Raw genomic sequence first — 14,372 nt, 5'->3', positions numbered from 1 at the left:
ACGGTCTTCTGCCCCAGCGCGGGCGTTCCATGCGCATCCCCCCACGTGAGCAAGTCCGCATCAGGGAGGACACGTTCATGAGTCTCCTCGCGCACTCCGCCGAGGACCCGTCGCCCGCCGCACACGCCGGGGCGCCGGACAGCCGGTCGCAGCTGTTCAACGACAGCACCACCGAGCACTACCGCCGCTCCGTCGCCGAAGGCGTCGCCCGCATAGCCGACAAAATATCCACCACCGAACGCCCCTTCACCGGCGTCACGGTCGACGGCCTCTCCCCCACGGTGGCCGGCATCGACCTCGAACAGCCGCTGCACGACCCCGCCGCCGCCCTCGACGAGCTCGAAGAGGTCTACCTCCGCGACGCCGTCTACTTCCACCACCCGCGCTACCTCGCGCACCTCAACTGCCCGGTCGTCATCCCCGCCCTGGTCGGCGAGGCGGTGCTGTCCGCGGTCAACTCCTCGCTGGACACCTGGGACCAGAGCGCCGGCGGCACCCTCATCGAACGCCGCCTGATCGACTGGACCGCCCGCCGCATCGGCCTCGGCGAGCGCGCCGACGGCATCTTCACCAGCGGCGGCACCCAGTCCAACCTCCAGGCCATGCTGCTGGCCCGCGACGAGGCGTGCCGTACGGCCCTCGCCCGCGAGAACGACCCGGACAAGAACGCCCAGGGCGCCGCAACTCCGGTACGCCGTACCGACATCCTGCCCCGGCTGCGCATCTTCGCCTCCCAGGCCGGACACTTCAGCATCGAGAAGGCCGCCACCCTGCTGGGCCTGGGCGCGGAAGCCGTGATCGCGGTGCCGTGCGGCCCGGACAAGCGGATGCGGGCCGACGCGCTCGCCGCCGAGCTGGCCCGCTGCGAGGCCGAGGGCCTGATCCCGATGGCCGTCGTCGCCACCGCGGGCACCACCGACTTCGGCAGCATCGACCCGCTGCCCGAGGTCGCCGACCTGTGCGCCCGGTACGGCACCTGGATGCACGTGGACGCCGCGTACGGCTGCGGCCTGCTGGTCTCCCGCCGCCGCGCCCTCCTGGACGGCATCGAGCGCGCCGACTCGGTGACGGTGGACTACCACAAGTCCTTCTTCCAGCCGGTCAGCTCCAGCGCCGTCCTGGTACGCGACCACGCCACGCTGCGGCACGTCACGTACCACGCCGACTACCTCAACCCGGCCCGGATGGCCGAGCGCCGCATTCCCAACCAGGTCGACAAATCGATCCAGACCACCCGCCGCTTCGACGCGCTCAAACTCTGGCTGACGCTGCGCACCATGGGCGCCGACGGCATCGGCGAACTCTTCGACGAGGTCGTGGACCGCGCCGCCGACGCCTGGAAGATCCTCAACGACGACCCGCGCTTCGAGGTCGTGGTCGAGCCCCAGCTGAGCACCCTGGTCTTCCGCTACCTGCCGTACCCCGACGACCGGGACCCGGTGCTGAGCGACGAGGTCAACCTGCACGCCCGGGAAGCGCTGTTCGCGTCCGGGGACGCCATCGTCGCGGGCACCGTCGTCGACGGCCGGCACTACCTGAAGTTCACGCTGCTCAACCCCGAGACCACGCTGGCCGACATCGCCACGGTCCTCGACCTGATCGCCGAGCACGCCGGCGCGTACCTCGCCGCGCGCCCCGAACCGGCCCTCAGCGCCGCGAGCTGACCGTCCCCGCCGACCGGCCCCCACAGCCGACGGCCGACCGACACCCCGCAAACGGAGACCCCACGTGTCCGCCCCTCACGACTTCATCGCCATCGGCCTCGGGCCCTTCAACCTCGGCCTCGCCTGCCTGACCGAGCCCATCGGCGAGCTCGACGGCCTGTTCCTGGACAACAAACCGTCCTTCGACTGGCACCCCGGCATGATGCTGGAGACCAGCACCCTCCAGGTGCCCTTCATGGCCGACCTGGTCACCCTCGCCGACCCGACCTCGCCGTTCTCCTTCCTGAACTACCTGAAGGAATCGGGACGGATGTACTCCTTCTACATCCGCGAGAGCTTCTACCCGCTGCGCGCCGAGTACAACGACTACTGCCGCTGGGCCGCCGCCAAACTGGACAGCGTCCGCTTCGGCCACCAGGTCACCACCGTCGAGTACGACGAGACCGAGCAGGTCTACGTCGTCCACGCCGACCACCTGCCCACCGGCGGCAAGAAGACCTACCGCGCCCGCAAACTCGTCCTCGGCACCGGCACCCCGCCGCACATCCCCGAAGCCTGCCAGGGCCTCGGCGGCGACTTCCTGCACAACGCCGACTACCTGGCGAACAAGGCCGCCCTCCAGGCCAAGGACTCCATCACCATCATCGGCAGCGGCCAGAGCGCCGCGGAGATCTACTACGACCTCCTCCAGGACATCGACAGCCACGGCTACCACCTGACCTGGGCCACCCGCTCCCCGAGGTTCTTCCCCCTCGAATACACCAAGCTGACGCTGGAGATGACCTCCCCGGAGTACGTGGACTACTTCCACGCCCTGCCGCCGGCCACCCGCGACCGGCTCAACGACCGGCACAAGAACCTCTACAAGGGCATCGACTCCGAGCTGATCAACGAGATCTTCGACCTGCTCTACCAGAAGAACCTGCACGGCCCCTGCCCCACCCGGCTGCTCACCAACACCGCGCTCTCCGAAGCGGCGTACGACGCGGCCTCCGGCACGTACACCCTGGGCCTGCGCCAGGAGGAACAGGGCCAGGACTTCACCCACGCCACCCAGGGCCTGGTCCTCGCCACCGGATACCGCTACGCCACACCGGAGTTCCTCGCACCGCTGACCGACCGCATCGCCTGGGACGACGCCGGCCGCTACGCCGTCGCCCGCAACTACAGCGTCGACACCGCGGGCCGCGACATCTTCGTGCAGAACGCCGAACTGCACACCCACGGCTTCGTCACCCCCGACCTGGGCATGGCCGCGTACCGCAACTCCTGCATCATCCGCGAGCTGCTCGGCCGCGAGTACTACCCGGTCGAGAAGTCCATCGCCTTCCAGGAGTTCGCCGCACCGGCCGGCCCGCACCACCCCGTGGAGGTCTCGCCCGTATGACCGCGCCCGTCTTCACCCGCACCCACGCCTCGCTCGGCGAGTTCGCGCTGCGCCCGGTCGACCCGGCCGGCGACGCCGAGCTGCTGCACGGCTGGGTCACCCACCCCAAAGCCGTGTACTGGATGATGCAGGACGCGGACCTCGCGGCCGTCGAGGCGGAGTTCGCGCGCATCGACGCCGACCCGTACCACGACGCCTTCATCGGTCTGCACAACGGTGTCCCCGCCTTCCTGATGGAACGCTACGACCCGGCGCACCGCGAGGTCACCGAGGTCCACGAGGCCGCGCCCGGCGACATCGGCATGCACTTCCTGACCGCGCCGACCGACACCCCGGTGCACGGCTTCACCCTCGCCGTGATCACCACCGTCATGGACGCGCTGTTCGCCGAGCCCGGCAACCGGCGCGTCGTCGTCGAACCGGCCACCGGCAACACCGCGGTACACGCCCTGAACAAAGCCGTCGGCTTCGAGATCGAACGCACGGTCACGCTGCCCAAGGGCGAGGCGTACCTGAGCACCTGCACCCGCGACCAGTTCCTGGCCGCCCGAGGAGAAAACCCATGCTGAACCCCACCGCGGACACCACCGCGGACCCCGTCGAGACCACAGCACGCGACGCCGTCCGCCACCTCACCCCCGAGCTGTGGGCGCGCGCCAACCGCCTCCTCGTCCGCAAGGCCCTCGCCGAGTTCGCCCACGAGCGCCTGCTGACCCCGCAGCGCCTGCCCGAGGACGGCCACTACGTCGTGCGCAGCGACGACGACCGTGTCGAGTACCGCTTCGCCGCCCGCCGGCTGAGCTTGGACCACTGGCACATCGACGCCGACGCCATCACCCGCCGCCGCGACGGCGCCGAGGTCCCGCTGGACGCCCTCGACTTCTTCATCGAGCTGCGCCGCACCCTCGCCCTCAGCGACGACATCCTCCCCGTCTACCTGGAGGAGATCAGCTCCACCCTCTCCGGTACGGCGTACAAGCTGGCCGCGGGCCCCGCGTCCGCCGCCGAGCTGGCGAAGGGTGACTTCCAGGCCATCGAGACGGGCATGTCCGAGGGCCATCCCTGCTTCGTCGCCAACAACGGCCGTCTCGGCTTCGGCGTGCACGAGTACCACGCGTACGCCCCCGAGGCCGCGAGCCCGGTCCACCTGATCTGGCTGGCCGCGCGCCGCGACCGCTCCACCTTCACCGCGGGCGAGGGCCTGGACTACGACGGGCTGGTACGGGACGAGCTCGGCGGCGCCACTCTGGAACGGTTCGCCGCCACGATGCGCGACCTCGGCCTGGACCTGGCGGACTACCACCTCATCCCCGCCCACCCGTGGCAGTGGTGGAACAAGCTCTCCGTCACCTTCGCCGCCGAGGTCGCCCGGCAGCACCTGGTCTGCCTCGGCCCCGGCGACGACGCGTACCTGGCGCAGCAGTCCATCCGGACGTTCTTCAACACCAGCGACCCGTCCAAGCACTACGTCAAGACGGCCCTGTCGGTCCTCAACATGGGCTTCATGCGCGGCCTGTCCGCCGCCTACATGGAGGCCACCCCGGCCATCAACGACTGGCTGGCCGGCCTGATCGCGAGCGACGAGACGTTCCAGGCCGCCCGCTTCTCGATCATCCGCGAGCGCGCCGCCATCGGCTACCACCACCGCCAGTACGAGGCCGCCACCGCCAAGGGCTCCCCGTACCTGAAGATGCTCGCCGCCCTGTGGCGCGAGAGCCCGGTGCCCAGCCTCGAACCGGGCCAGCGGGTCGCCACCATGGCCTCCCTGCTGCACACCGACCCCGAGGGCGGCTCGCTGGCCGCGGCCCTCATCGAGGAGTCCGGCCTCGAACCCGCGGACTGGCTGCGCCGCTACGTCGACGCCTACCTCACGCCCGTCCTGCACGCGTTCTACGCCTACGACCTGGTCTTCATGCCGCACGGCGAGAACGTCATCCTGGTCATCGAGGACGGCACCGTACAGCGCGCGATCTTCAAGGACATCGCCGAGGAGATCGCGGTGATGGACCCGGACGCGGTACTGCCGCCGGCCGTCGAGCGCATCCGCGCCGACGTTCCCGAGGACAAGAAGCTCCTCTCCCTCTTCACGGACGTCTTCGACTGCTTCTTCCGCTTCCTGAGCGGCATCCTGGTCACGAACGACGTGCTGGACGAGGACACCTTCTGGCGTACGGTCGCCGACTGCGTGACCGCCTACCAGGAGGCCAACCCACAGCTCGCCGACAAGTTCCGGCAGTACGACATGTTCGCGGACGAGTTCGCGCTGTCCTGCCTGAACCGCCTCCAGCTGCGGAACAACGAGCAGATGGTGGATCTCCAGGACCCGGCCGGCGCCCTCCAGCTGATCGGCACCCTGGAGAACCCGATCGCCCGCTTCGCCCCGGCTGCCGGAGCCTGACACCCGGGCGGAAATGAGGAAGGGCGGGACCCGATGGGGTCCCGCCCTTCACTCATGTGCCGTCACGCGGCCGGGCCGCGACAGGCTCAGCCCTGCTCGGGGCGCCCTTCGCGCGGGGCGTCGGCGGTGGCGCCGCCTTCGGAGGCGTCCTGCCGCGCGGGGGCGGCAGGCTCCTCGGTCACGGCCTCGGCCACGTTCCCGGTCTCGGGGGCCGCGTCCGTGTTCTCGTGGTCGTCCCCGTCCTCGTCCTCGTCCAGCGCGTCGGTGAACTCCACGCCGTCCAGCTCGGCCAGCCGGTCCGAGGCGTTCGTGGTGCCGCCCTGGTCGGCCTCCAGCGCCTTGGCGAACCACTCGCGTGCCTCGTCCTCACGGCCGACCTCCAGCAGCGCGTCGGCGTACGCGTAGCGCAGCCGGGCGGTCCACGGCTGTACGGAGTTCGACGCCAGCTCAGGGCTCTGCAGCGTCACGACGGCCGCGTCGGTCTGGCCCATGTCGCGCCGGGCACCGGCCGCGACCAGCCGCATCTCGACCTGACCCGCCCGGTCCAGCTTCTGCACCTCGGGCTCACCGGCCATGGCGAGGGCCTTTTCGGGACGGCCGAGACCGCGCTCGCAGTCGGCCATCACGGGCCACAGCTCCACGCTGCCGGTCATCCGGCGGGCCGCCCGGAACTCCGCCAGCGCCTCGCCGTACTTCTCCACGGCGTACGCGGCGAAGCCGGCCGCCTCCCGCACGGCGGGGACCCGCGACGCGAGCCGCAGCGCCACGCGCGAGTAGCCGTACGCCTTCTCCGGCTCCTCGTCGAGCAGCTTGGCCACCATGACCAGGTTCCTGGCGACATCGTCGGCGAGCGTCTTCGGCAGGCTCAGCAGCTCCTGCCGTACGTCCTTGTCGATCTCCTCGCCCGTGACGTCGTCCGGGATCGGCAGCCGCTTGATCGGCTCCCGGTCGCGGCGGTCGTCCCGCCGGTCGTCGCGGAAACCACCGCGGTCACCACGGTCGTCGCGGCCACGCCCGGCACCGTACGGGCGGCGCCCGCCTCGGTCGTCGTCCCGGCGGAAGCCACCGCGGTCGTTGTCACGGCGGGGGCCGCGGTCGTCGCGACGGAAACCGCCCCGGTCGTCACGGCGGTCGTCGCGGCGCGGACCGCGGTCGTCACGGCCGCCACCGAAGCCGCCGCCCGAGGGGCGACCACCACGGTCGTCGTCACGACGGGGACCACGGTCATCGCGACGGAAGCCACCGCGGTCGTCATCGCGACGCGGGCCACGGTCGTCCCGGCGGAAACCGCCACGGTCGTCGTCACGGCGCGGACCACGGTCATCGCGACGGAAGCCACCGCGGTCGTCACGGCCGCCACCGAAGCCGCCACCGGAGGGGCGACCACCACGGTCGTCGTCCCGGCGCGGGCCACGGTCGTCACGCCGGAAGCTGCCCCGGTCGTCGTCCCGACGCGGGCCACGATCGTCCCGGCGGAAACCGCCCCGGTCGTCATCGCGACGCGGACCACGGTCGTCACGGCGGAAACCGCCGCCGCGGTCGTCCCGGCGTCCACCGCCGAAACCGCCACCGGAGGGTCGGCCGCCCCGGTCGTCGTCACGACGGGGACCACGGTCGTCGCGACGGAAGCCACCGCGGTCGTCGTCCCGACGGAAGCTGCCCCGGTCGTCGTCCCGGCGCGGGCCGCGCGGACGGTCGTCACGGCGGAAGCCACCACGGTCGTCATCGCGACGCGGGCCACGATCGTCACGGCCCCCGAAGCCGCCGCCGGTGGGGCGGCCGCCCCGGTCGTCGCGACGGAAGCTGCCACCACGGTCGTCATCGCGGCGCGGGCCGCGGGGGGCACGGTCGTCACGCGAGAAGCCAGGGCGGTCGTCGCGGCGGAAACCACCGCGGTCGTCGCGACGGTCGTCCCGGCGCGGGGCACGGTCGTCGCGCGGGAAGCCGCCCCGGTCGTCACGGCGGTCGTCGCGGCGGAAGCCACCACGGTCGCCGTCACGGCGGGGGCCGCGGTCGTCACGGCGGAAACCGCCACCGCGGTCGTCCCGGCGTCCACCGCCGAAACCGCCACCGGAGGGCCGGCCGCCCCGGTCGTCGCGGCGCGGGCCGCGGTCGTCACGCCGGAAACCGCCGCGGTCACCGCCCTCGCGCCGCTGCGGCCGGCGCTCCGAGCGATCGTCGGAAGAGTTGGGGGACATCGACGTGACTCCTGTCTTCGGTACTGCAAACATTCTCGCGCACCGACCACTCCGGCGCGCTTCGACCAAACAAAAAAGGACCCTCAGCCCCAGCGTGAACGCTGGGACCAAGGGTCCTCCAAAGATTGTTCGGCGGCGTCCTACTCTCCCACAGGGTCCCCCCTGCAGTACCATCGGCGCGGAAAGGCTTAGCTTCCGGGTTCGGAATGTAACCGGGCGTTTCCCTAACGCTATGACCACCGAAACCCTATCGGGTTCAAGCGAACAAGCACACTCTTCAATTAAAGAATGAAACAGTGGAACTTGGTTCAACCGACGCTGCGACTGTTCGCAACCCGGGAACCACACAGTGGACGCGAGCAACTGAGGACAAGCCCTCGGCCTATTAGTACCAGTCAACTCCACCCGTTACCGGGCTTCCATATCTGGCCTATCAACCCAGTCGTCTACTGGGAGCCTTACCCTCTCAAGGAGGAGGGAGCCCTCATCTCGAAGCAGGCTTCCCGCTTAGATGCTTTCAGCGGTTATCCTTTCCGAACGTAGCCAACCAGCCATGCCCTTGGCAGGACAACTGGCACACCAGAGGTTCGTCCGTCCCGGTCCTCTCGTACTAGGGACAGCCCTTCTCAAGACTCCTACGCGCACAGCGGATAGGGACCGAACTGTCTCACGACGTTCTAAACCCAGCTCGCGTACCGCTTTAATGGGCGAACAGCCCAACCCTTGGGACCGACTCCAGCCCCAGGATGCGACGAGCCGACATCGAGGTGCCAAACCATCCCGTCGATATGGACTCTTGGGGAAGATCAGCCTGTTATCCCCGGGGTACCTTTTATCCGTTGAGCGACGGCGCTTCCACAAGCCACCGCCGGATCACTAGTCCCTACTTTCGTACCTGCTCGACCCGTCAGTCTCACAGTCAAGCTCCCTTGTGCACTTACACTCAACACCTGATTGCCAACCAGGCTGAGGGAACCTTTGGGCGCCTCCGTTACTCTTTAGGAGGCAACCGCCCCAGTTAAACTACCCACCAGACACTGTCCCTGATCCGGATCACGGACCCAGGTTAGACATCCAGCACGACCAGAGTGGTATTTCAACAACGACTCCCCCGCCACTGGCGTGACGAGTTCACAGTCTCCCACCTATCCTACACAAGCCGAACCGAACACCAATATCAAGCTATAGTAAAGGTCCCGGGGTCTTTCCGTCCTGCTGCGCGAAACGAGCATCTTTACTCGTAGTGCAATTTCACCGGGCCTATGGTTGAGACAGTCGAGAAGTCGTTACGCCATTCGTGCAGGTCGGAACTTACCCGACAAGGAATTTCGCTACCTTAGGATGGTTATAGTTACCACCGCCGTTTACTGGCGCTTAAGTTCTCAGCTTCGCCCTGTCGAAACAGAGCTAACCGGTCCCCTTAACGTTCCAGCACCGGGCAGGCGTCAGTCCGTATACATCGCCTTACGGCTTCGCACGGACCTGTGTTTTTAGTAAACAGTCGCTTCTCGCTGGTCTCTGCGGCCACCACCAGCTCAGAGTGCAAGACTCATCACCAGCAATGGCCCCCCTTCTCCCGAAGTTACGGGGGCATTTTGCCGAGTTCCTTAACCATAGTTCACCCGAACGCCTCGGTATTCTCTACCTGACCACCTGAGTCGGTTTAGGGTACGGGCCGCCATGAAACTCGCTAGAGGCTTTTCTCGACAGCATAGGATCATCCACTTCACCACAATCGGCTCGGCATCAGGTCTCAGACTTCATGCACGACGGATTTGCCTACCGTGCGTCCTACACCCTTACCCCGGGACAACCACCGCCCGGGCTGGACTACCTTCCTGCGTCACCCCATCACTCACCTACTACCACCTTGGGTCAGCGGCTCCACCACTCCCCTTTGTCCGAAGACTCCAGGGCGGCTTCACGGCCTTAGCATTAATGGATTCGATGTTTGGCGCTTCAAAGCGGGTACCGGAATATCAACCGGTTGTCCATCGACTACGCCTGTCGGCCTCGCCTTAGGTCCCGACTTACCCTGGGCAGATCAGCTTGACCCAGGAACCCTTAGTCAATCGGCGCACACGTTTCCCACGTGTGTATCGCTACTCATGCCTGCATTCTCACTCGTGAACCGTCCACAACTACCTTCCGGTGCTGCTTCACCCGGCACACGACGCTCCCCTACCCATCACAGTCCCCGTTAGGAGTACATACTGCAATGACACGACTTCGGCGGTGTGCTTGAGCCCCGCTACATTGTCGGCGCGGAATCACTTGACCAGTGAGCTATTACGCACTCTTTCAAGGATGGCTGCTTCTAAGCCAACCTCCTGGTTGTCTCTGCGACTCCACATCCTTTCCCACTTAGCACACGCTTAGGGGCCTTAGTCGATGCTCTGGGCTGTTTCCCTCTCGACCATGGAGCTTATCCCCCACAGTCTCACTGCCGCGCTCTCACTTACCGGCATTCGGAGTTTGGCTAAGGTCAGTAACCCGGTAGGGCCCATCGCCTATCCAGTGCTCTACCTCCGGCAAGAAACACACGACGCTGCACCTAAATGCATTTCGGGGAGAACCAGCTATCACGGAGTTTGATTGGCCTTTCACCCCTAACCACAGGTCATCCCCCAGGTTTTCAACCCTGGTGGGTTCGGTCCTCCACGAAGTCTTACCTCCGCTTCAACCTGCCCATGGCTAGATCACTCCGCTTCGGGTCTTGGGCACGCTACTCAACGCCCTCTTCGGACTCGCTTTCGCTACGGCTTCCCCACACGGGTTAACCTCGCAACATACCGCAAACTCGCAGGCTCATTCTTCAAAAGGCACGCAGTCACGACGCAAGAACAAGTTCTTGCGCGACGCTCCCACGGCTTGTAGGCACACGGTTTCAGGTACTATTTCACTCCGCTCCCGCGGTACTTTTCACCATTCCCTCACGGTACTATCCGCTATCGGTCACCAGGGAATATTTAGGCTTAGCGGGTGGTCCCGCCAGATTCACACGGGATTTCACGGGCCCCGTGCTACTTGGGTGTCTCTTAAACGAGCCGCTGACGTTTCAGCTACGGGGGTCTTACCCTCTACGCCGGACCTTTCGCATGTCCTTCGCCTACATCAACGGTTTCTGACTCGTCCCACAGCCGGCAGACTGCAGAAAAGAGATCCCACAACCCCGCACTGGCAACCCCTGCCGGGTATCACACCAATACGGTTTGGCCTCATCCAGTTTCGCTCGCCACTACTCCCGGAATCACGGTTGTTTTCTCTTCCTGCGGGTACTGAGATGTTTCACTTCCCCGCGTTCCCTCCACATACCCTATGTGTTCAGGTATGGGTGACAGCCCATGACGACTGCCGGGTTTCCCCATTCGGACACCCCCGGATCAAAGCTCGGTTGACAGCTCCCCGGGGCCTATCGTGGCCTCCCACGTCCTTCATCGGTTCCTGGTGCCAAGGCATCCACCGTGCGCCCTTAAAAACTTGGCCACAGATGCTCGCGTCCACTGTGCAGTTCTCAAGCAACGACCAGCCACCCATCACCCAGACCGTTACAGCCTGGTGCACTGGGGCCGGCGTTTGAAGGTACAGACCCTTGGTCCGTGCCCTCAGACACCCAACAGCGTGCCCGACACCCTCGCCCCCCTGACACGTTCCACGCCGAAGCAGTACTAGTGACAGTTGAGTCAAGTGTGCCGAGTAGTCAACGTTCCACCCATGAGCAAACCACCGCAGAACATTCGCCTGCGTAGTGGCTCTGGACAACCTTGCGGCTGCCTAGAAGCTCCTTAGAAAGGAGGTGATCCAGCCGCACCTTCCGGTACGGCTACCTTGTTACGACTTCGTCCCAATCGCCAGTCCCACCTTCGACGATTCCCTCCCACAAGGGGTTGGGCCACCGGCTTCGGGTGTTACCGACTTTCGTGACGTGACGGGCGGTGTGTACAAGGCCCGGGAACGTATTCACCGCAGCAATGCTGATCTGCGATTACTAGCGACTCCGACTTCATGGGGTCGAGTTGCAGACCCCAATCCGAACTGAGACCGGCTTTTTGAGATTCGCTCCACCTCGCGGTATCGCAGCTCATTGTACCGGCCATTGTAGCACGTGTGCAGCCCAAGACATAAGGGGCATGATGACTTGACGTCGTCCCCACCTTCCTCCGAGTTGACCCCGGCAGTCTCCTGTGAGTCCCCATCACCCCGAAGGGCATGCTGGCAACACAGAACAAGGGTTGCGCTCGTTGCGGGACTTAACCCAACATCTCACGACACGAGCTGACGACAGCCATGCACCACCTGTACACCGACCACAAGGGGGACCCTGTCTCCAGGGTTTTCCGGTGTATGTCAAGCCTTGGTAAGGTTCTTCGCGTTGCGTCGAATTAAGCCACATGCTCCGCCGCTTGTGCGGGCCCCCGTCAATTCCTTTGAGTTTTAGCCTTGCGGCCGTACTCCCCAGGCGGGGAACTTAATGCGTTAGCTGCGGCACGGACGACGTGGAATGTCGCCCACACCTAGTTCCCAACGTTTACGGCGTGGACTACCAGGGTATCTAATCCTGTTCGCTCCCCACGCTTTCGCTCCTCAGCGTCAGTATCGGCCCAGAGATCCGCCTTCGCCACCGGTGTTCCTCCTGATATCTGCGCATTTCACCGCTACACCAGGAATTCCGATCTCCCCTACCGAACTCTAGCCTGCCCGTATCGAATGCAGACCCGGGGTTAAGCCCCGGGCTTTCACATCCGACGTGACAAGCCGCCTACGAGCTCTTTACGCCCAATAATTCCGGACAACGCTTGCGCCCTACGTATTACCGCGGCTGCTGGCACGTAGTTAGCCGGCGCTTCTTCTGCAGGTACCGTCACTTGCGCTTCTTCCCTGCTGAAAGAGGTTTACAACCCGAAGGCCGTCATCCCTCACGCGGCGTCGCTGCATCAGGCTTTCGCCCATTGTGCAATATTCCCCACTGCTGCCTCCCGTAGGAGTCTGGGCCGTGTCTCAGTCCCAGTGTGGCCGGTCGCCCTCTCAGGCCGGCTACCCGTCGTCGCCTTGGTAGGCCATTACCCCACCAACAAGCTGATAGGCCGCGGGCTCATCCTGCACCGCCGGAGCTTTCCACACGGAGATCATGCGATCCCGTGTCGTATCCGGTATTAGACCCCGTTTCCAGGGCTTGTCCCAGAGTGCAGGGCAGATTGCCCACGTGTTACTCACCCGTTCGCCACTAATCCCCTCCCGAAGGAGGTTCATCGTTCGACTTGCATGTGTTAAGCACGCCGCCAGCGTTCGTCCTGAGCCAGGATCAAACTCTCCGTGAATGTTTACCCGTAATCGGGTCAACACACACGAGAGCGGAACAGGAAGCGGAATAGGCTTCCCGTTCACAGCGTCCTCGCTGTGTGTGCCACCCGCACCGCTCGGATGCTGGTGGGCTTTTCAAAGGAACCTCATCCTCCGACTGCTGCCGGTGGACGGGGTATCAACATATCTGGCGTTGACTTTTGGCACGCTGTTGAGTTCTCAAGGAACGGACGCTTCCTTTGTGCCTGTTTCACCAGGCTCTCCGGGCGCTTCCCTTCGGTCTTGCGTTTCCGACTCTATCAGATCCTCGCGGTCCTGATTTCCGCCGGTGCGTTTCGGCCTTTCGGCTTCTCCGCGGTTCCAACCTTACCAGATCCGTTCGGCGTTTCCGCTTTCCGTTTCCGGCTCCCTGCTGGAGCGGGGCGGCCGTCCGGCTTTCGCTTTCCGGCCCTTCCGACGTTATCAGATCCGATTCGCGATCCGTTGCCGGACCGAATTCGTTTCCGATGCCCCGTCGGCGGGGCGTGTTACGCCTTTCGGCGTGATCACTACTTTAGGCGAATTCCCGTGCGGCACATAATCGCGCCGTGGCGGCCTCGAATTTCGGCAAGCGAAACAAGACCCCGCCGGGGGTGATCGTTCGTAGGTAGTGGATGTGCGTCGCTCGGCGGCCCGCGCAGACAGCGCTGCCCGTGTCAAGCGGCTCGGGCCACGTTAGGCGGTCCGGAGCGCAGAGTCAAGCAGCCCTGCTCCGGCGCTTGCGCGGCACGTGGGCGCGGTACGGGCTGACGGTGGGGTCGCCGTCGATCCAGAAGCGCCACGGGTGCACGGCGCCCTCGCCGCTGATGCCCGTACGCGGCCCGTTGAGCACCTCGGCGGCCTTCGCGGGGTGCCCGTGCAGGACGGTGAGCGGCTGGTCCGGGTCGGTGGAGCAGATGTCCGTACCGTCCAGGGAGCGGTCGATGTCGAGGGCGGTGGCGAGCCGGGCCGGGCCCTTGGCCAGTTCGCGGGTGTTGCGTGCCTTCGGGCGGCGTTCGGCCGCCTGCTCCGTTCCGGTGAGCACTTCGCCGGCCCGGAGCAGCACACCGCTGGCGGTGTCCTCCTTGTTGCAGACCAGGTTGAGGCTGAACCACATGCCGTAGATGAAATACACGTACGCGTGACCGGGGGGTCCGAACATCGAGGCGTTGCGCGCGGTGCGTCCCCGGTAGGCGTGGGAGCCCGGGTCCGAGGAGCCGTTGTATGCCTCGACCTCGGTGATGCGCAGTTCGATCGGCCCCTGCGGGGTGCGGCGTACGAGGGTGCGGCCGAGCAGCTCAGGCGCGACGTCCAGGACGGGACGGTCGAAGAAGTCCCGCGTGAGCGGTCGGCGGTCCGGTGCGACGATCATGCGGATCAAGGGTAACGGAGAGCTACCCGAACCA

At 65.8% G+C, this 14,372-nt stretch carries 7 protein-coding genes and 3 rRNA genes; 4 read left to right on the top strand and 6 right to left on the bottom strand.

The genetic code is table 11. From position 1 onward, the window contains the following. The first annotated feature begins 77 nt into the window (after positions 1–77). The 4 genes from OEIGOIKO_RS32885 to OEIGOIKO_RS32870 all read left to right on the top strand — a co-directional run bounded on the left by OEIGOIKO_RS32885 (position 78) and on the right by OEIGOIKO_RS32870 (position 5,449). Entirely contained in the window at positions 78–1,664 is a 1,587-nt protein-coding gene (locus OEIGOIKO_RS32885) for a pyridoxal phosphate-dependent decarboxylase family protein (protein WP_246177698.1), read from the top strand. A gap of 64 nt (positions 1,665–1,728) precedes the next feature. Further along, the gene (locus OEIGOIKO_RS32880) at positions 1,729–3,051 is read left to right on the top strand and encodes a lysine N(6)-hydroxylase/L-ornithine N(5)-oxygenase family protein (protein ID WP_125057090.1); all 1,323 of its coding nucleotides are present in this window, start codon (positions 1,729–1,731) and stop codon (positions 3,049–3,051) included. Then, entirely contained in the window at positions 3,048–3,620 is a 573-nt protein-coding gene (locus OEIGOIKO_RS32875; protein ID WP_125057089.1) for a GNAT family N-acetyltransferase, read from the top strand. Before OEIGOIKO_RS32880 ends, OEIGOIKO_RS32875 begins: the two co-directional genes overlap by 4 nt. Further along, the gene (locus tag OEIGOIKO_RS32870; protein WP_125057088.1) at positions 3,614–5,449 is read left to right on the top strand and encodes an IucA/IucC family protein; all 1,836 of its coding nucleotides are present in this window, start codon (positions 3,614–3,616) and stop codon (positions 5,447–5,449) included. Before OEIGOIKO_RS32875 ends, OEIGOIKO_RS32870 begins: the two co-directional genes overlap by 7 nt. An 86-nt stretch (positions 5,450–5,535) precedes the next feature. Here the strand turns inward: OEIGOIKO_RS32870 and OEIGOIKO_RS42355 are convergent, their stop codons facing one another. The 6 genes from OEIGOIKO_RS42355 to OEIGOIKO_RS32840 all read right to left on the bottom strand — a co-directional run bounded on the left by OEIGOIKO_RS42355 (position 5,536) and on the right by OEIGOIKO_RS32840 (position 14,338). Next, positions 5,536–6,378: a tetratricopeptide repeat protein gene (locus OEIGOIKO_RS42355; protein ID WP_218040071.1), complete on the bottom strand. Its 843-nt coding sequence runs from the start codon at positions 6,376–6,378 to the stop codon at positions 5,536–5,538. Next, positions 6,315–7,568, bottom strand: coding sequence for a hypothetical protein (locus OEIGOIKO_RS42350; protein WP_218040082.1), 1,254 nt, complete (start codon positions 7,566–7,568; stop codon positions 6,315–6,317). Before OEIGOIKO_RS42350 ends, OEIGOIKO_RS42355 begins: the two co-directional genes overlap by 64 nt. Positions 7,569–7,774: 206 nt before the next feature. Further along, positions 7,775–7,891, bottom strand: a 5S ribosomal RNA gene (gene rrf / locus OEIGOIKO_RS32860). Positions 7,892–8,012: 121 nt separating this feature from the next. Beyond that, positions 8,013–11,133, bottom strand: a 23S ribosomal RNA gene (locus OEIGOIKO_RS32855). Positions 11,134–11,436: 303 nt separating this feature from the next. Beyond that, positions 11,437–12,965: ribosomal RNA gene (locus OEIGOIKO_RS32850) — 16S ribosomal RNA — on the bottom strand. The 16S, 23S and 5S rRNA genes sit together here, the layout of an rRNA operon. Before the next feature lie 719 nt (positions 12,966–13,684). Then, positions 13,685–14,338, bottom strand: coding sequence for a DNA-3-methyladenine glycosylase (locus OEIGOIKO_RS32840; protein ID WP_125057085.1), 654 nt, complete (start codon positions 14,336–14,338; stop codon positions 13,685–13,687). Between the last annotated feature and the right edge of the window lie 34 nt (positions 14,339–14,372).

It is taken from the genome of Streptomyces paromomycinus, assembly GCF_003865155.1.
Taxonomy (GTDB): Bacteria; Actinomycetota; Actinomycetes; order Streptomycetales; family Streptomycetaceae; genus Streptomyces; species Streptomyces chrestomyceticus.
Note: the sequence above shows the minus strand (reverse complement) of the source record. Positions and strands in the feature narration are given on the sequence as shown.